Here is a 17,189-nt window from a genome sequence, read left to right as displayed (position 1 = left end):
GTAACATGACAACAAATAATCTCTCACAAACAGGTGACTTTTTATCAATATCACGTGCCAACGAATGGCACTTAGAACCCAGCAGTTTTTCACTGGATAATGGTACACAGGTGGATGTACTCGATACGGGGGTCATTCAATTTACGCCAGAAAACTATGGTAGCAAGGATATTGTACTCTCTTCAGCTGTTCACGGTAATGAAACAGCACCTATTGAAATTTGCGATGAACTTATTAAAGGAATCATCAAAGGTGAATTACAGTTAGCACATCGCGTGTTATTTATTTTTGGTAACCCGGCTTCAATTAATATTGAAAAGCGCTTTGTTGAAGAAAACTTAAACCGATTATTCTGTGGTGCCCATAAAAATGGTGAACAAAATAATGAAAAAATCCGTGCCGCTAAGTTAGAAGCTTATGTTAATCAATTCTTTAATGCGCTTAGCGATGAAAATAGAAAACGTATCCATTATGACTTACATACTGCAATTCGTGACTCTAAAAACGAAAAATTTGCAGTTTACCCATTTTTAAATGGTAAACCGTGGAAGAAAGAAGAGTTAAGCTTTTTATTAAGCTGTGGTGTAAACACTATTATGATGATGAAGTCACCTGCGACAACATTTAGTTATTTTTCAAGCAGTATGTTTAATGCAGACGCATTTACCATCGAACTTGGTAAAGTTAGGCCATTTGGTGAGAATGACATGTCGCGCTTTGAAAAAGCGAAAAACACACTTACACAATTAATCTCTCAAGAAACGATGGTTTTTCCAGAGTTTAACTTTGCTGATTTTGAATTGTTTGAAGTTCATCGCACAATTAATCGGACTCAAGAGGACTTTCGTTTTCCGTTTAGTGATAGCGCCGCAAACTTTACTGGGTTTGCTAAAGGTGAGCTACTAGCAACGGATGGTGATACAGATTATTTCGCCGAAGTTGATGGTGAAGCTATTATTTTCCCAAATGCAAAAGTTGCACTAGGACAGCGCGCACTTCTTACCGTGATCCCCCTGCAAAATAAAACTGATTTTGTATAAATATCTTGCCACACCTTTTAGGATATTCAGCTAAAATTAGTTGAATATCCGTTTACGTTAACGTAAAGTCGAGCTAACTTTAATTTAATATTAGTCCAATTTATGGGTGATATGTACTAATCATACCAGTCACTTGCATAAATTAGCTGTTTAAAATGTTTGGTTTTTGTGTTTGATGCATCAAATTCAATTTACCTGACGTTTAAGTGTCTCTCAGCACAATGCTAATTATGTTGCATAATTGGATATTTACGCATTTTTAAAGCGCTACATCATTAGAGGTAAGCTATGACGAACCCGCAAAATGTGTCTTTAAATGTTACGCAGGCACTCGAATTTATCGATCCTTCAGCATTAGACATACCTACTGTTAGTTTATTAGATGAAAATGGTCATCTAGTTAAAGACGCAGTTGAGCCAAATATTGACAAAGAAACCGCATTAAAAATCTATAAAACAATGCGTTTTATCCGAGCGCTAGATGAGCGTATGCAAGCAGCACAGCGCCAAGGTCGTGTTTCTTTTTACATGCAATGTTTAGGTGAAGAAGGTGCTGTAACAGCAAGTGCCGCTGCATTAAAAGACGATGATATGATCATGGCGCAATATCGTGAGCAAGCAGCCTTACGTTACCGTGGTTTTAGCCTTGAGCAGTTTATGAACCAAATGTTCTCTAACGAGAAAGATTTAGGCAAAGGTCGTCAAATGCCAATTCACTATGGTTCAAAAGAATTGCACTATATGACTATCTCTTCACCATTAGGAACGCAAATACCTCAGGCAACGGGCTATGCGTATTCGCAAAAAATCCCACATATTAATGCTGAAAATGGTGAATTAAGCTCTGAAATCAACAATATTACGTTATGTTATTTTGGTGAAGGTGCAGCATCTGAAGGCGATTTCCACGCAGGTCTTAATATGGCAGCGGTTCTAAAAGCGCCAGTTATCTTTTTTGCAAGAAATAACGGTTATGCGATTTCAACGCCAGCAGATGAACAGTTTGCAGGTGACGGAATTGCCAGTCGTGGCGTTGGTTACGGGATTAAGACGATTCGTGTTGATGGTGCCGATGCCTTAGCTGTTTATGCGGCAACACAAAAAGCGCGACAATTTAGTGTTGAAACAGGCGAACCTGTTCTTGTTGAATCAATTGCCTATCGCTTGGGTGCTCACTCTACATCGGATGACCCAACAGGTTATCGCTCAAAAGAAGAAGAAAGTACAAATACTAAGTGTCCAATTCAGCGTTTTAAAGGTTATTTACTGACTAAAGGCTGGTTAGACGAAGCTGAAGATAACGCGCAAGATGAAGCACTACGTGAACAAATCTTAGATGCCGTTAAAGTGGCTGAAAAAGTGGCTAAGCCACCAATTGAAGATTTAGTAAGCGATGTATATGACACGCCAATTCCATTACTTGAAAAACAACTTGAAGCATTAAAAGCGCACGTTAAAGCACATCCAGACGCTTATCCGACAACGGCAGGGAGAATCAAATAATGGCACAAATGAATATGTTACAAGCGATTAATTCTGCGCTTGATATTTCTATGTCAGAACATCCACTTGCCTGTATTTTCGGTGAAGATGTTGGTTATTTTGGTGGTGTATTCCGTGCTACCAGTGGCCTACAAGAAAAATATGGTAAACACCGTGTTTTTAATACGCCATTAACTGAGCAAGGTATTTTAGGTTTTGCAAATGGTTTAGCAGCGGCGGGGGCTCCAGCTATTGCTGAAATTCAATTTGCTGATTATATCTTCCCAGCGTTTGATCAAATCGTAAACGAATCTGCTAAATTCAGGTACCGCAGCGGTAATGAGTTTAATGTTGGCAAGCTTACCATTCGCACACCATATGGCGGTGGTATTGCTGGCGGTTTATATCATTCACAATCACCAGAAGCTTATTTTGCCCATACACCAGGTTTAAAATTGGTTGTTCCGCGTAACGCTTACCAAGCAAAAGGTTTATTACGCGCTTGTATTAAAGATGATAACCCGGTTATTTTCTTTGAACCAAAGCGCCTGTATCGAGCTTCTATCGGTGATGTGCCAGAAGATGATTTCATTATTCCAATTGGTAAAGCTGAAGTTGTATCTGAAGGTTCTGATATCACGCTTTTAGCTTGGGGTGCGCAAATGGAAATCATTGAACAAGCAGCAGAAATGGCAAAAGAAGAAGGCATTAGTTGTGAAGTGATTGATTTACGTAGTATTCAACCATGGGACGTTGAAACTGTTGCAAAATCTGTGACGAAAACAGGGCGTTTACTTATCAGCCATGAAGCACCAGTAACCTGTGGCTTTGGAGCTGAAATCGCAGCGACTATTCAACAAGAGTGTTTCTTACATCTAGAATCGCCAATTAGTCGTGTGTGTGGCCTAGATACACCATACCCACTTGCGCTGGAAAAAGAATACATTCCTGATGCATTGAAAGTGTTATCAGCTATTAAGCAGTCTGTGCAGTTTTAAGGAGTAGTTATGAGCCAAGATTTTATTCTACCGGATATTGGTGAAGGCATTGTTGAATGTGAAGTGGTTGAATGGTTAATTGCAGAAGGTGACTCTGTAACAGAAGATCAGCCAATTTGCGATGTAATGACAGATAAAGCACTGGTGCAAATCCCTGCAGTACATAACGGTGTTATTACTAAGCTTTATTACCAAAAAGGTGAAATTGCTAAAGTACACGCGCCACTATTTGCCATGGATGTTGAAGGTGCACCGGCAGCACAGCAGCCAACAAGTTCGGCACCATCAGAGTTAACTCAAGAGGCACCAGCGCAAACGGGTACAGCCCTTGAAGACTTTATTTTACCAGATATTGGTGAAGGTATTGTTGAGTGCGAAATTGTCGATTGGCTTGTTGCTGAGGGTGATGAAATCAAAGAAGACCAAGCCGTTTGTGATGTAATGACTGACAAGGCGCTTGTTCAAATTCCGGCAAAGCACACCGGTCGTGTGACTAAGCTGTATCATCAAAAAGGTGAAATTGCCAAAGTGCATGCACCTCTTTTCCAAATGGAAGTAGCCAGTGCACAAGTTATCGATATTCAAAAGAAAGTGGTAAACGCGCAGCAAAATGCTCCCGTTAAGCAACAGCAAGAAGAAATTCCCGTTGTAGCAAATTCAGGCAAAGCAGTTGCAAGCCCTGCAGTGCGCCGTTTAGCTCGAGAGCACAATTTAGATATTTCAAAGGTTGTTGGCTCAGGTAAAAATGGCCGTGTATATAAAGAAGATATTCAGCGCTTCTTAAATGCTGATAGTAACAGCCAATCAGATTCGCCAGTTGCGACACAAGCCGCACCAAGTTTTGCAAGTACACGTGTTGAGCCAATTCGCGGTATGCAAGCAGCGATGGCAAAGCAGATGATGGATTCAGTTTCTACTATTCCACACTTTACTTTAAGTGATGAAATTGATTTAACCGATCTAATCAGCTTACGCAAAGATTTAAAAGAGCAGTATGCAAAGCAGGGTGTTAAGCTCACTATGATGCCTTTCTTTATCAAAGCGCTTTCGTTAGCACTAAAAGAATTCCCTGTGATAAATTCACAGGTAAATGCCGATTGTACTGAGCTTACGTATTTCAATGATCATAATATTGGTATGGCAGTAGATTCAAAATTAGGCCTATTAGTACCTAATATTAAATCATGTCAAACTAAGAATATGGTTGAAATCGCCAATGAAGTATCACGTTTGACTGATCAAGCACGTGAAGGTCGTGTTAGTCCACAAGATCTTAAAGGTGGCACTATTTCAATTTCTAATATTGGTGCAATTGGTGGTACTACAGCTACCCCAATTATCAATAAACCGGAAGTTGCTATTGTTGCCCTTGGTAAACTTCAACACTTACCGCGTTTTAATGCCAAAGGAGAGGTTGAAGCACGCGCAATAATGCAAATTTCATGGTCAGGCGATCATCGCATTATTGATGGCGCAACCATGGCGCGTTTCAATAATTTGTGGAAGCACTACCTAGAAACACCAAGTGCCATGTTAATGGCAATGAGTTAATAAAAAGGGGTCGAAAGACCCCTTTTATATTAAGTAAAGAAAATAACCAACTAATAAACTTGGTATTGCAGTATATAAAGTACCAATCAAAGCCGCTTTGGGAGCTAGGGCAATCGCAGGAAAGAGCGCATCACCATCATTGGATATGGCATTTGCCATTAACGCTGAAAATGGAATATGCCCTTGCATAAAAAGCGTGGTGACAATTATTTGTGGTCCACATCCGGGTAACAGCCCAACTAAACAGGCAATTAAAGGCATTAAGTAAGTGTACTGATCAAATAAAAGAGAGATATCAGTTCCGAGCCATAGTTTGAATAACTCATAAGCCAAGAAACCAATAACGACCCAACTGGTTATAAAGTGCGTATCTTGCAGCACTTTAACTTCTAAATTATGATCTTCGACGTCATCTTCTGCTGTTACATCTTGGTACGTTTTACCAATTGACGAGAGCGACCACAAAACAGCTACTATAAAACAACAAACAGCAGCAATGCTTGTAATAGAGCTTGATACGCCATCATTAAATTTAAACTGAAAAGCTAATAACAAGGCTACAATGGTCATTGGTAATACGATACTTTGCCAAAACCGTTTACTAAAAGTGGTAATTAACTTCGGCACATTTTTACATTGATGCTGTTGGTCTTCTGTTTGCTCTGGCACTAAATAGTCAAATTTATGAAAATTATTTACTAGCCAACCAAATAGGGTGCCTGTTAAGAGGCTTATCAATAACACTAAAAGTGCCGTTTGTGGTTTTGCAGCGATAAGTAAAAAGGCCGCGTCACCCATAGTTGAAATTAATACAGCGACAAATGCTCCAAAGCTTACCTGTTTTTTAGTGTATTGCGTCACTACAATAATTGCACCACCACAGCCAGGTAGAGCCCCTAAGAGTGCTGCAAATGGTACTTCTAGTCTTGGTGCAACTTTGGCTATATAACTAAATTCTAATTGCGGGAAGCGTTTTACGGCAATGTAATAGCCGTAAAGGGTAATGGCTACAAATATGCTTACTTGTAAAAAGGCATCAGCCAGGGCAGTGATCACCATATGTTGGGTGGTTGGATTAAGCCACAAACACACTATGATTAATGGAAGGAAAAGTCGCTTATAAGCTAAAACACTTTTAACAGTGTGTTTTGAAACAGTTAATTGTGAGAGAAATAGAAACATAGTGATACCTAATGTACGATTAGTTTCACTATAGTACTAACGGTAATGCGAATCAATCCCATTACCGTTTAATTTAATCAATTGCTATGATTATTTTTTTCGTTGGAACTCAGATTTTTCGTACCACTTTGGCCACTCTTTGCTGTCAGCAATATCTAAGCCTACTTGATAAAATAATTGAAGATCTTGGATTGCACCTGATAAATCCCAGCCATTACGGAATTGATCACATGGCTGATGGTAACAACCACGTAAAATTAATCCCATACGCTTGCGGTATCGCGCTGTTTCTTCGTCAATCGCTTGTGTTCCACCGCCTGAATACATTGCTGGAATACCCATTTGTGCAAATGCAAAGTGATCTGAGCGGTAATAACCACCGGCAGCAGGGCGAGGGTCGCCTGATAAAGTACGGTTTTGCGTTTTAGCAGCACGTGCCAAATATTCATCCATTTCAGATTTACCTGCACCAACCACACTAATATCTGTAACTCGGCCCAACAGGTTTAAGCTATCCATATTGATGTTAGCAACCGATTTATTTGCGGCAATAATTGGATTAGCTGCATAGTATTTTGCACCAAGTAAACCTTGCTCTTCAGCAGTTACCGCTAAAAAGGTAATTGAGCGAGCTGGTTTTGTCGGTAACATTGAAAATGCTTCTGCAATTTCAATCATACCGGCGGTTCCTGTGGCGTTATCGTGTGCGCCATTATAAATATTATCGCCTTTTTTACTTGGATCTTTACCTAGGTGATCCCAGTGTGCAGAGTAGATAATGTGTTCATTTGGGGTGCTACTACCAGGTAGTGTCGCAATAAAATTACGTGAAATTGATTTTTTAATTTCACTTTTAACTGTAACAGACGCTGTCAAATCACCCATATCAACAGAGTAAGCACCTTTGGCTGATTTTTCTTTCTCTTTTGCAAAGTCTAACCCTGCTTTAGCAAATAGTTCATTAGCAACGTCTAACGTTATCCAACCTTCAACGGCAACGCGGTCCATATTGTTATTTTCTTTTTGAAAACCAAATTGTGGGCCTGACCATGAATTCTCAACAACTGACCAAGGGTAAGATGCAGGTGCGGTTTCATGTACAATAATCGCACCTGCGGCACCTTGACGTGACGCTTCTTCATATTTGTAGGTCCAACGGCCATAGTAGGTCATTGCATTACCTGTAAATAACGTGTCATCTTGCGTCGCAAAGCCTGGGTCATTTACCAAAATAACTACGGTTTTACCTTTTACGTCAATATCTTTATAGTCGTTCCAGTTATATTCTGGCGCATTAATACCATAGCCAACAAACACCAGCTCTGAATTCTCAATCGATTCAAGCTCGCTCATGCGGCTTGTGCCCATCACCATATCTTTTTTGTACTGATATGCTTTACCGGCGATATTAAGCGTCATATCTGGTGATGCTTCAATTGAAACTAAAGGCACGTCTTGGTAAAAGCTACCGTTATTACCGCCAATAAAACCAAGTGATTTGAAGTGTTTTTCTAAGTAAGCGAGAGTGAGCTGTTCGCCTTTGGTTGACGGCGCGCGCCCTTCGAATTCATCTGATGCGATTGTTTTTATATGTTCGCTAAGCTGCTTTGCATTGATACTGTTATACGCAGCATTGAGTGCTTGTTCATTATTTTGTGTCGCACAGCCACTTAATAGCAACGAGACAGCAAGACCTATTGGTGTTAGTTTTTTCATAATTCAACCTGTGTCACAAATTTAGCCGATTATAAAAACTAGTTTAGTGTTGTGCTAGTAAATGCGGTAAAGTAGCGGTTTTAGTTTTATTCTTTTAAATTACCTGCATGAAATTTGAAGCCCCAGCGCATTGGACGACTGATTTTTTACATCATGGTATCTTTGACGATCTAAACCGATTATTTAATCTTGACCAATTTGAACAGTGGCCAGCACTTGACTGGTTAAATCAGCATGCTATTGGCATTAAAAATAAAAATGACCAACAAATAACCTTTGTAGCTAATGATGATATTGATTGGCAACATGGTTATTACGAAGAAATTATCTATGACAAAGGTGAAATCCCAACACGCTTAGAAAACTGGCATGATTTGTTTGGCGCGTTTATTTGGTTATTATTTCCCAAAACAAAAGCCTTGCTAAATAAACTCCATATCGAGCAGATAAAGTTACACGGCAGAGTAGAACGCTCTAAAAAGCGCAATGCAATCACATTATTAGATGAATGTGGTGTTGTAATTGTTTGCAATGAAGCACAAGCGCATTTACTGCAAAATCATTTATGGGTAGATGGTTTTTTCGAAAACCGTGCTGATTGGTTTAACTCGATTTGGCCGTTTATGTTCGGTCACGCCAATTACGAGATGGCAACCCGCCCATACTTAGGATTGACCGGTAAAGCGCTTTATATTACCGCTCATCATGATGATTTACCTAAATCCCTTGATGAAAAGTATGCTTGGCTTGATACGACCCTTGAAAAACTTATAGAACAACAAGATATATTGTGCGATAACAGTCATTTGTTCCCATTACCGCTACTAGGTGTGCCGACTTGGTATGAGAGTAACAAAGACAAAGCATTTTACGAAAATACCGATTATTTTCGACCTAAACGAAGGAAGTTGAAATGATAGAAGTATCGGCGCTCAAAAAGCGCTTTAAACTTACCAAAGATCACAAAGTTAAAAACGATGAGAAAAAAGATCCGCGGGAAGATAAAGATTATTTTCATTCGGTGCGTGATGTTTCATTCACCTGTAACCAGGGTGAAGTGCTTGGCTTATTAGGGCCAAATGGTGCTGGTAAAACAACTACATTACGTATGCTTTCCACCGCGCTTAGTCCAGATGATGGTCAAATTAAAATTAATGGTATTGATGTCGTTAAAAAACCGCTTGAAGCCCGTAAAAAAATTGGCTTTTTATCTGGCTCTACCGGTTTATATGGCCGCTTAACGGCGAAAGAGAACATCGAATATTTTGCACGCCTTCATGGTATGAATAAACAAGCAGTAAAAACACGTTGTGACGAATTATTTGAAATGCTTGATATGCATAGTTTTTTAGATAAGCGCGCGGAACACTTATCAACGGGTATGAAGCAAAAAACCAACATAGCGCGTGCTGTGGTGCACAACCCTGAGGTGATTGTTCTTGATGAGCCAACCACTGGCCTTGATATTATGACTACTCAAACGGTTATCAGCTTTATTCAAAGTATTAAAGCACAAGGTACTCCGGTTATTTTTTCAACTCACCACTTAGATGAAGTAGAGCTTTTATGTGAGCGCGTCAGTGTGATTGATAAAGGTATTACGTGTTTTGATGGCACCATTGGTGAATTTAAAGAGCGTGGTCGTAGTGATGTACTTAACAACGCGTTTTTAACGATTTTAAAGGAGCAACAAGGTGTTTGAGGTATTTTTAAAAGAGTTAAAAGAGCTGCTGCGTGACAGAAAAACATTATTATTTGTAGTTGCACTGCCGGTTGCTATTTTCCCAATCATTTTTGCTTTGATGGGCTTTTTAATGAGTAAAGCCGCAATTGAAGCAGAACAAAAGGTGCATACTTACGCGATTATTAATGCCCAACACGCACCAGAATTTAAAGATAAACTGTTTTACCATAAAAACTTCAAATTGGTTGAAGGTGATTTTAAAACAGTCGATGATTTAAAAACGGCAGTACAAAACGAAGTAATTGACGTGGGTATTGTGATTACTGACGATGCTCGTTCATCTCTTGAAAGCGGTAAAAGTAATTCATGGCAGGTTGTTTTCAATGATTCTTCATCGCTTAGTTTTATCTTTGCACGTATCAAAGAGATGGCAGAAGAGTTTTCACAAACACTGCAAAGTGAGCAGTTTAATAAGCTTGGAATTGCCAACGAGCAGCAAGAAGCGCTGCTTAACCCAATCGTTCTTGAAAAAGTAGATACCGCCGATTTACGTGAAAATTTAGGCGAAAAACTAGGTGCGCTTATTCCGTATTTATTAATTCCGCTTGTACTTGCAGGTGCTAGTTACCCAGCGATTGATTTAGGCGCTGGTGAAAAAGAGCGGGGCACACTTGAAACACTTTTACTAACACCTATTTCGAGAACAGAGCTGGTACTTGGTAAGTTTTTCACTGTGTTATTTACCTCTTTGGCAACCGCGCTCATTACTGTCGCCAGTATGGGCATATGGATGAAAATGGCAGGTAATTTCTTTGAGGTAGAGAAAATCACCGATGCGTTTTCGATGCTAGGCTTTGCAGATTTTGCACTTATTTTATTATTGCTGATTCCGCTTGCATGTGTGTTTTCATCTCTTGTTTTGGCTATTTCGATTTATGCACGTTCATTTAAAGAAGCACAAAACTATATGGGCCCACTTTCGATGCTTGCATTTTTGCCGCTTATTGTTGCGATGATGCCAAATATGGAACTCAGCATGAGTACAGCTATGGTGCCAATTACTAATGTTGCACTAGCTATTAAAGAGATTTTAAAAGGCACAGTAGATTATAGTTTCGTTGGTATGATCTTTATTGCTACTGCAGTGCTTGCTGGCCTATTAATGACAGCATGTGTGCATTGGTTTAAAAAAGAAGAAGTGCTTTTCAGATAAACGTTTTCTTGTTTTAACGATAAAGCCCAACTGTGTGTTGGGCTTTTTTATATGTTGTTTCTAGCTTTGATATGTGGACTCTTAGTTTCCTACATAGCTATTTGGTAATATAAAACTAAGTTTTTGAAATTTAAATCTTTTTAAATTCATCATTCTCTATTATTCAAGCGGTCTTAACTTTCTGAATTTATCGTTTTATGGCAAAAATAACTTATTACTTACAAAATGAAGTGTTTGTTAATTTTAACACGCTAGTCTTAAGGTATTTTTTAGCTGAATAAATTACAAATAGAGTATTTTTTTATAAACATCTTTATTAATTAATGGTATATGACTAACTTATAAAAGTAGTCATTATTAGAGTCATTTATGAGAAGTTACCTTATTACTATTATTTCAGGGTGTGTATTTAGCGCAACTGCGTTTGCATTTGATAGTGATAACGATAAAGTGCTTGATAATTTTGATTTAAATCCACAAAAGAAGTCAGCGTTTTTTGCTAAAAATACCATTACTGTATCTCAGCTTTCAGGTTTTTATTCTGATATTTCAGTAGCTGGGCGTTATCGTTTTGGTGATGATATTCTAATTACTGGTTCACAGTTTGAAAAACTAATCGATCCGGTTGTTGTTGTGTATCAACACAATAATGTTTTTAATTTTAAACCTACCTCAACTAGTAGCGAAGGCCTCGTGTTTAAATTAGAGGTACCCAAAGGTAAATATGCGCTATTTATTTATGATCAAGACCAAAAAACCAATGAAGTTAAGGTTGAATCCCTATTAAATAATGCGCCACTTATTTTTGGCGATGCTTCTGTTACTCTTGAAAAAGGTAAAACCTTTTCACTTTCAGGTATTGGTTTTAATCAAGATTCAAAAGTGGTGTTGGGACCGCTTAAAATTACCCCGAAATTCGTTTCAAATACCCGTTTAACATTTGAAGTTCCGAATAATGCTGCAGGGCTTCAGTTTTATATTGAAAACAATGCGTTAAAGAGTAACATTATTCGTGTTACAAGCTACAAATAGGCTCGCTGTTGTCATTCTCGTCTTTTTATTTGCTCTTAATTAGTTAAATTACATAAGTAACTACGCATTTCACAGATTAGTAAGTAGCACGATTCATGTTTGATTAAAGCTAAATGGTTTATTTTTAGTTCAAAAAAAACAAATGTTAATTAATTTAAGTTAACTTTGTTTTTATTTTATTGCTGTATAGCCTGTTTTTAAAGGCTTTGTATTTTTGTAAAGGGGTATAACAGGTGTTATTTTCTAAGCGTTTTTATTTTATGTTTTGCTGTTTATTTATTGCTTTATTTGGGTGTAAATCTACAACTTCTCCTTCGCTCACTGTGTCTGGACTGGCTTTTTATAATGATGCAAACAGCACTATTGAAAATATTAAATTAACCGTTGTTGAATCGGCAAAAATGGTTAGCTGTAATTTAGTTGAGCCGCAAAGCTATTGCGGTACTGGCTTTCCACAAGCGCGTTATCAAGGTGCAGATTTAGTATTAAGTTGGCAAACATCTCAAGGCCAAATAATCTCGCGCCCAGTACTTTTAAAACAACCTCAGCAATTCGATGCCTCTAAGCGCTATGCTGCTGTTATTAAATTTACAGATCCCACTAATTTTGAAGCGTTCTTCACAGTTAACCCAAGACCTTTTTAAACGCTTTTTTTATACCTTATTTATTAGCATTTTATTCTCGGAATATCTGACCAACGAGTAGTGTATTTGGGAGATAAAAATGCGCGTCGCATATGCCAAAAAGCGCTTTGTTTTTCGCTTGCAAGCTTAAGCGCGTCGTTACCAAAGCGTTGGTTAATAGTATCTAAGCATTGCATTAACTCAGGCTTATCTTGAGAGTGATTAAATAAGTCACCTTGACGATAGATTTCGTCTTCTAACTCAATTGCCCCAATACCGCACTTTTGAAAGCGTACATTCGGGCTATAAATTTTTAAAAATATTTTTTTTACAGCATTAGCAAATATCGTGACGTCGTTAGATGCTACGGGAAACTCATAAATAAATGTGCGTTTATAGTAATGCTCTTCAAAGGGAGAGCTATGGGCAAAAATAACAATGCGTTTCGCCAAAGAGCCTTGTTTTCTAAGTTTTCGTGCCACAATATTACAATGTGCCGCAAAGGCAGCGCGTAACGAATGTGCATCGCTAATGCGTTCGCCAAAGGAGCGAGTAGAGTAGACCTCTTTCTTTTTTTGCTTCACATCATCCCACGATAAGCAAGATGTACCATTTAACTCATTAATGGTTCGCTCAAGTACAACACTAAACTGCTTACGCATTAATTTTGCGGGTTGATTTGCTAAATCAAGTGCACTGTGAATATTCATGAGTTTTAGCTTTTTACTAATGCGACGTCCAACCCCCCACACATCTTCTGCAGCCATTAATTTTAAAATATGTTTACGGGAGGCCTCATTGTTTATTACTGCCACACCATCAAATCCAGGTAATTTTTTTGCTGCATGATTGGCAGCTTTAGCAAGGGTTGCTGTCGGGCCAAAACCCACACCTACGGGGATTTTAGTTTTACGCCATACTGCTTTACGAATGGTATGGCCATACTCATGCCAGTCATTAATTAGATTGTTAAAGCCATTAAAATTTAAAAATGATTCATCAATTGAGTAAATATATTGGTTATCACTAAATCGACTAATTTCGTTCATCATGCGAGCACTTAAATCAGCATAGAGCTCATAATTAGAGGAACGTACAATAACGTTATGTTTTTCAAGTAACTCTTTTACTTTGAAATACGGTTCAAACTTCGGAATATTCAGCTTTTTTGCAATAGGGCAAACAGCACAAATGCAGCCATCGTTGTTAGTTAGCACAACAACAGGGCGATTTCGGATGGTTGGGTCAAAGACCTTTTCGGCGCTGGCGTAAAACGATACAGCATCTACAAGTGCAAACATTAGAACAAGGCCTTACGCGCGCGATGTAACCGTACCGATGTACTTACTACACCTTCGTATTGAAATGTATCGCCTTTATTAACCAAGATTGGCGGGTAGTGGGGAGAGCTCGATATCAGCATACCACGTTGTTTATCAAAAATTTTACAGGTGAACACACCATTAAAATTAGCCACGATCACATCCCCTTGCTGTGGTTCCAGTGCGCGATCAACAATTAAAATATCGCCATCAAAAATACCGCAACCAATCATAGAGTCACCCGTTGCCACGCCAACAAAAGTGGCGTTAGGGTGTTGTATAAGCAGTTCATCAAGAGATAATCCAAGCTCTTGATATTCGGCAGCAGGGGACTCAAAGCCAGTTATGCCTGCCTCAATTTTTATTGGTACAACTTTCACAAATAAGTAAATATCAAATAACTGTATAAATATACAGTTTAGTGCAAATCATCAAAATTAGGTAGTGTCGGTTTGTTCACCTGTAAAAGTTTTTAACACCCAAATGTGTAAAGTATGACAACTCAATAAGTTACAAATTACAGCAACGAAAAATAAAACTGGCCTAAAAGTTGATAAATAATTTTTGAAACAAACTATGTTAGGAAAACAGCATGTTGTTATATAACACACTTAAAAAGGACGTAAATTTAACAAATGGTACTGACATTAAAGAAGGTGATCGCTCTAAAGCAGGCAAAGAAATGCCGACGGCTGACAATTCGGCAACGTTTTCTGAGCAATTAAGTACTGAGATGCCAAAACAAACAGCGTTACACACAGCGAGGCAGTATCAACAAAAAAGCGTTTATGAAGCCGACAAAAACGTGAGCTTTCTAGCAAAAATGCAAGAAGCTATATTAATGCAGCGACTAGGTGTGGATATTGAAAAGATAAAGCAACTTAAAGAGAAAATTGAAGAGATTGAAACACAGCTAAACTCCGGTGATATAAGCCAAAAAGATGCGAATGAACACATTGCAGCTTTAGAAAAAATGATTGCTGAAGAGTATCAAAAAGGCCAAGAACGAAGCCAGCTCATGGCACAAAAACAAGACATAATTGAAGAATTTGAATAGTACTTGAAACTATCAGTTATTGGCGAAAATTTAAAAGTTATTAGCCGAATACCAAGACTCAGTATGATACGTTTTTAAAATGTCATTGAGCTTGCCACTAGCTTGCAAGCTGTTAATACCATCGTCAAAAAGAGTAATTACATCATGTGAAATCTGTGCGTTAAAACCAAGATAAAGTGGCGTAAGCGTACCTACAGTAGTTACTCTAACAACATCATGTATATGTAAACGTGATAGTTGGTAATCTAGGTTAAAACGAGAATCTAATAGAAAATCGATGCGACCTTTTTGTAATAGCTTAATATTGCGCTTTAAAGGTGCGTTACCAGTGGAATAATACAAATTATTTGGGTACTCAGCAAAAAGCTTATCTAAAGTATCACCATATTCGTAACCCTTAATTAAACCAATCCGATTATGTTTGCGAAATATGGCTGGCAATATTTTTGAGCCTGGTTCATTTATTAAGCGCTTAGCTGTATCGTTACGAGCATAAAAATCATTGTACCAGCCACCAAATATTTCATGTGATTGTTGTAAATTAAACTCTTCAACATGTTGCTGTGTTAACGCAAGCACAATATCAATTTCGCCGTGATCTGCCATTTTTAATGCGCGCGATAATGGAATGATTTTAATATCGAGTAATAAATGATTGCTCAGTGCAATTTCATTCATAACTTCAATAAGAATGCCCGGTGAATTTGCATTGTCACAAATAAATGGGCACCAATAGTCAGAAGCAACTTTAAGCGTTTTTGCATTTAAGGAAATACTGGCAAGAAATAGTGCTATATAAAATACAAAACGAATATGCAGTTTAAACATAAAGAATACTAACTAGACCAGTATCTAATTGAAAGTTAAAGAATGATGCGTAATTTACCTAAAATTGGTAAGGTTCACCAGAAAAGATTTAAAGCTATTATAAAACTAAATAAATAATGATTAACAAGTATTATAAAGCACATGCTAAGTGGTTAGATATAAATTCAAGATACCTCTCATAATGTTTATTATGTTAAATATGGCTTGTTTTCATTATTCGTTAGTTTCGGCCCTCCAATTTTCACTGCTTGAACGCACTTTTCAGCACATTAATTTAATAATATAGATTGAAAAAATGCAGTTTTGATGCGCGAGTGAATTTTGCAAGCTATAGTAAGTGACACTTTCTAGTGATTGTAATCAAACTAGATACCTGTATATTAAGTTCGATAACAACCTTTTAAGAGATTTAAAACATTCACGTTACCGTTAAAAGTTAATGGTATCTCTTAAATAAAAAACAAACTTATTAGATTTAGTAAATTACATTCTCAGCGGTTAACTTCGAGAACGATAAACGTGCAAATCTAACCAATGGAAAATAGCAAAACATAATGAATCAAGCGCTTGACCAAATCATCCAACAATTAAATTCAGTCATTTTAGGCAAACAACAGCAGATTAAACTCTCACTGTGTTGTCTACTTGCAAAGGGTCATCTATTAATTGAAGACTTACCTGGCATGGGTAAAACATCCCTTGCACATGCACTGTCAAATATATTAGGACTTGATTATCAACGGGTGCAATTTACGAGCGACCTTTTACCCTCTGATATCACAGGTAGCACCATTTTTGATCCAAATAAACAAACGTTTCACTTTCATCCTGGACCACTTTTTAATCAAGTAGTGTTAGCTGATGAAATTAACCGTGCAGGACCAAAGACACAAAGCGCATTACTTGAAGCAATGGAAGAACAGCAAGTGAGTATCGATGGTAAAAGTCATGCTTTACCGACTCCTTTTTTTGTTATTGCAACACAAAACCCAATGCATCAGGCCGGTACATTCCCATTACCTGAATCACAGCTTGACCGTTTTTTGATGCGAATTGGTTTGGGTTATCCAGATAAAGAATCAGAAAAAGCGATTTTGTTAGGTGAAATTAGTGCCGCAGCTAAAAAAGTCAGTGCACTGTTAACCCCAGCTAACTTAGTCGAAATGCAGTCTTTGGTTAATAGCGTTGTGCTTTCAAATGTGGTTGTTGAGTACATACTAGATTTAGTCACTGAGACTCGAGATAGTCAAGATTACCCTATGGCATTATCACCACGTGCATCAATCGCAATTGCAAATGCAGCAAAAGCATGGGCATTTATACATAGTCGAGATTATGTAATACCAGATGATGTGCAGGCAATTTTCCCATCTGTTGCGGAGCATCGCCTTGGTATTGCAAGTAATACCACAAACAAACTATCCCATGATCTACTAAGTAAAGTGAAAATTAACCCTTAGT

Annotated in this window: 16 protein-coding genes; 11 read left to right on the top strand and 5 right to left on the bottom strand. The window is 38.0% G+C overall.

The window, feature by feature from the left end; translation table 11 throughout:
- The first annotated feature begins 5 nt into the window (after positions 1-5).
- The 4 genes from astE (at position 6) to ON073_RS04740 (ending at position 5,071) form a co-directional block, all read left to right on the top strand.
- Positions 6-1,040, top strand: coding sequence for a succinylglutamate desuccinylase (gene astE, locus ON073_RS04755; protein WP_274760716.1), 1,035 nt, complete (start codon positions 6-8; stop codon positions 1,038-1,040).
- 288 nt (positions 1,041-1,328) lie between these two features.
- Positions 1,329-2,543, top strand: coding sequence for a thiamine pyrophosphate-dependent dehydrogenase E1 component subunit alpha (locus ON073_RS04750; protein ID WP_274760715.1), 1,215 nt, complete (start codon positions 1,329-1,331; stop codon positions 2,541-2,543).
- On the top strand, positions 2,543-3,520 hold the full coding sequence (locus ON073_RS04745) for an alpha-ketoacid dehydrogenase subunit beta (RefSeq protein WP_274760714.1): 978 nt from the start codon (positions 2,543-2,545) through the stop codon (positions 3,518-3,520). Before ON073_RS04750 ends, ON073_RS04745 begins: the two co-directional genes overlap by 1 nt.
- A 9-nt stretch (positions 3,521-3,529) precedes the next feature.
- Positions 3,530-5,071 (top strand): dihydrolipoyllysine-residue acetyltransferase, encoded by a 1,542-nt coding sequence (locus ON073_RS04740; protein WP_274760713.1) that lies wholly within the window; start codon positions 3,530-3,532, stop codon positions 5,069-5,071.
- 24 nt (positions 5,072-5,095) lie between these two features.
- Here the strand turns inward: ON073_RS04740 and ON073_RS04735 are convergent, their stop codons facing one another.
- Both ON073_RS04735 and ON073_RS04730 read right to left on the bottom strand, forming a co-directional pair.
- A complete protein-coding gene (locus ON073_RS04735; protein WP_274760712.1) occupies positions 5,096-6,253 on the bottom strand; it encodes a putative manganese transporter in 1,158 nt (385 codons plus the stop codon).
- A gap of 90 nt (positions 6,254-6,343) precedes the next feature.
- Positions 6,344-7,969 (bottom strand): M28 family metallopeptidase, encoded by a 1,626-nt coding sequence (locus ON073_RS04730; protein ID WP_274760711.1) that lies wholly within the window; start codon positions 7,967-7,969, stop codon positions 6,344-6,346.
- A gap of 107 nt (positions 7,970-8,076) precedes the next feature.
- Between ON073_RS04730 and ON073_RS04725 the strand changes: the two genes are divergently transcribed.
- The 5 genes from ON073_RS04725 (at position 8,077) to ON073_RS04705 (ending at position 12,542) form a co-directional block, all read left to right on the top strand.
- The gene (locus ON073_RS04725; protein ID WP_274760710.1) at positions 8,077-8,886 is read left to right on the top strand and encodes a DUF3025 domain-containing protein; all 810 of its coding nucleotides are present in this window, start codon (positions 8,077-8,079) and stop codon (positions 8,884-8,886) included.
- A complete protein-coding gene (locus ON073_RS04720) occupies positions 8,883-9,671 on the top strand; it encodes an ABC transporter ATP-binding protein (protein ID WP_274760709.1) in 789 nt (262 codons plus the stop codon). Before ON073_RS04725 ends, ON073_RS04720 begins: the two co-directional genes overlap by 4 nt.
- Positions 9,664-10,866, top strand: a complete 1,203-nt coding sequence (locus tag ON073_RS04715; protein ID WP_274760707.1) for an ABC transporter permease — start codon at positions 9,664-9,666, stop codon at positions 10,864-10,866. The genes ON073_RS04720 and ON073_RS04715 overlap by 8 nt, the downstream gene beginning before the upstream one ends.
- Before the next feature lie 369 nt (positions 10,867-11,235).
- Entirely contained in the window at positions 11,236-11,898 is a 663-nt protein-coding gene (locus ON073_RS04710; protein WP_274760706.1) for a hypothetical protein, read from the top strand.
- A gap of 233 nt (positions 11,899-12,131) precedes the next feature.
- Positions 12,132-12,542: a hypothetical protein gene (locus ON073_RS04705; protein ID WP_274760705.1), complete on the top strand. Its 411-nt coding sequence runs from the start codon at positions 12,132-12,134 to the stop codon at positions 12,540-12,542.
- 23 nt (positions 12,543-12,565) lie between these two features.
- Here ON073_RS04705 and ON073_RS04700 read toward each other — a convergent pair whose 3' ends face one another.
- Both ON073_RS04700 and ON073_RS04695 read right to left on the bottom strand, forming a co-directional pair.
- Positions 12,566-13,822, bottom strand: coding sequence for a Y-family DNA polymerase (locus ON073_RS04700; RefSeq protein ID WP_274760704.1), 1,257 nt, complete (start codon positions 13,820-13,822; stop codon positions 12,566-12,568).
- The gene (locus tag ON073_RS04695) at positions 13,822-14,223 is read right to left on the bottom strand and encodes a LexA family protein (RefSeq protein ID WP_274760703.1); all 402 of its coding nucleotides are present in this window, start codon (positions 14,221-14,223) and stop codon (positions 13,822-13,824) included. Before ON073_RS04695 ends, ON073_RS04700 begins: the two co-directional genes overlap by 1 nt.
- Positions 14,224-14,435: 212 nt before the next feature.
- Here ON073_RS04695 and ON073_RS04690 point away from each other — a divergent pair, with 212 nt between their 5' ends.
- Positions 14,436-14,900: a hypothetical protein gene (locus tag ON073_RS04690; protein WP_274760702.1), complete on the top strand. Its 465-nt coding sequence runs from the start codon at positions 14,436-14,438 to the stop codon at positions 14,898-14,900.
- A 30-nt stretch (positions 14,901-14,930) separates the two neighbouring features.
- Here ON073_RS04690 and ON073_RS04685 read toward each other — a convergent pair whose 3' ends face one another.
- Positions 14,931-15,728 carry a substrate-binding periplasmic protein gene (locus tag ON073_RS04685; RefSeq protein WP_274760701.1) on the bottom strand — a complete coding sequence of 266 codons (798 nt, stop codon included), beginning with the start codon at positions 15,726-15,728 and terminating at the stop codon, positions 14,931-14,933.
- A 554-nt stretch (positions 15,729-16,282) separates the two neighbouring features.
- Between ON073_RS04685 and ON073_RS04680 the strand changes: the two genes are divergently transcribed.
- On the top strand, positions 16,283-17,188 hold the full coding sequence (locus ON073_RS04680) for an AAA family ATPase (protein WP_274760700.1): 906 nt from the start codon (positions 16,283-16,285) through the stop codon (positions 17,186-17,188).
- Position 17,189 lies beyond the last annotated feature (1 nt).

The sequence above is a fragment of the Pseudoalteromonas sp. G4 genome (assembly GCF_028875915.1).
Lineage (GTDB): Bacteria > Pseudomonadota > Gammaproteobacteria > Enterobacterales > Alteromonadaceae > Pseudoalteromonas.
Note: the sequence above shows the minus strand (reverse complement) of the source record. Positions and strands in the feature narration are given on the sequence as shown.

Excerpts from the sequence above, each read along its gene's own strand:
- astE (WP_274760716.1), top strand. The coding sequence starts at position 6 with ATGACAACAAATAATCTCTCACAAACAGGTGACTTTTTATCAATATCA.
- ON073_RS04680 (WP_274760700.1), top strand. The coding sequence starts at position 16,283 with ATGAATCAAGCGCTTGACCAAATCATCCAACAATTAAATTCAGTCATT.
- ON073_RS04710 (WP_274760706.1), top strand. The coding sequence starts at position 11,236 with ATGAGAAGTTACCTTATTACTATTATTTCAGGGTGTGTATTTAGCGCA.
- ON073_RS04700 (WP_274760704.1), bottom strand. The coding sequence starts at position 13,822 with ATGTTTGCACTTGTAGATGCTGTATCGTTTTACGCCAGCGCCGAAAAG.
- ON073_RS04725 (WP_274760710.1), top strand. The coding sequence starts at position 8,077 with ATGAAATTTGAAGCCCCAGCGCATTGGACGACTGATTTTTTACATCAT.
- ON073_RS04735 (WP_274760712.1), bottom strand. The coding sequence starts at position 6,253 with ATGTTTCTATTTCTCTCACAATTAACTGTTTCAAAACACACTGTTAAA.
- ON073_RS04745 (WP_274760714.1), top strand. The coding sequence starts at position 2,543 with ATGGCACAAATGAATATGTTACAAGCGATTAATTCTGCGCTTGATATT.
- ON073_RS04685 (WP_274760701.1), bottom strand. The coding sequence starts at position 15,728 with ATGTTTAAACTGCATATTCGTTTTGTATTTTATATAGCACTATTTCTT.
- ON073_RS04730 (WP_274760711.1), bottom strand. The coding sequence starts at position 7,969 with ATGAAAAAACTAACACCAATAGGTCTTGCTGTCTCGTTGCTATTAAGT.
- ON073_RS04740 (WP_274760713.1), top strand. The coding sequence starts at position 3,530 with ATGAGCCAAGATTTTATTCTACCGGATATTGGTGAAGGCATTGTTGAA.
- ON073_RS04690 (WP_274760702.1), top strand. The coding sequence starts at position 14,436 with ATGTTGTTATATAACACACTTAAAAAGGACGTAAATTTAACAAATGGT.
- ON073_RS04750 (WP_274760715.1), top strand. The coding sequence starts at position 1,329 with ATGACGAACCCGCAAAATGTGTCTTTAAATGTTACGCAGGCACTCGAA.
- ON073_RS04720 (WP_274760709.1), top strand. The coding sequence starts at position 8,883 with ATGATAGAAGTATCGGCGCTCAAAAAGCGCTTTAAACTTACCAAAGAT.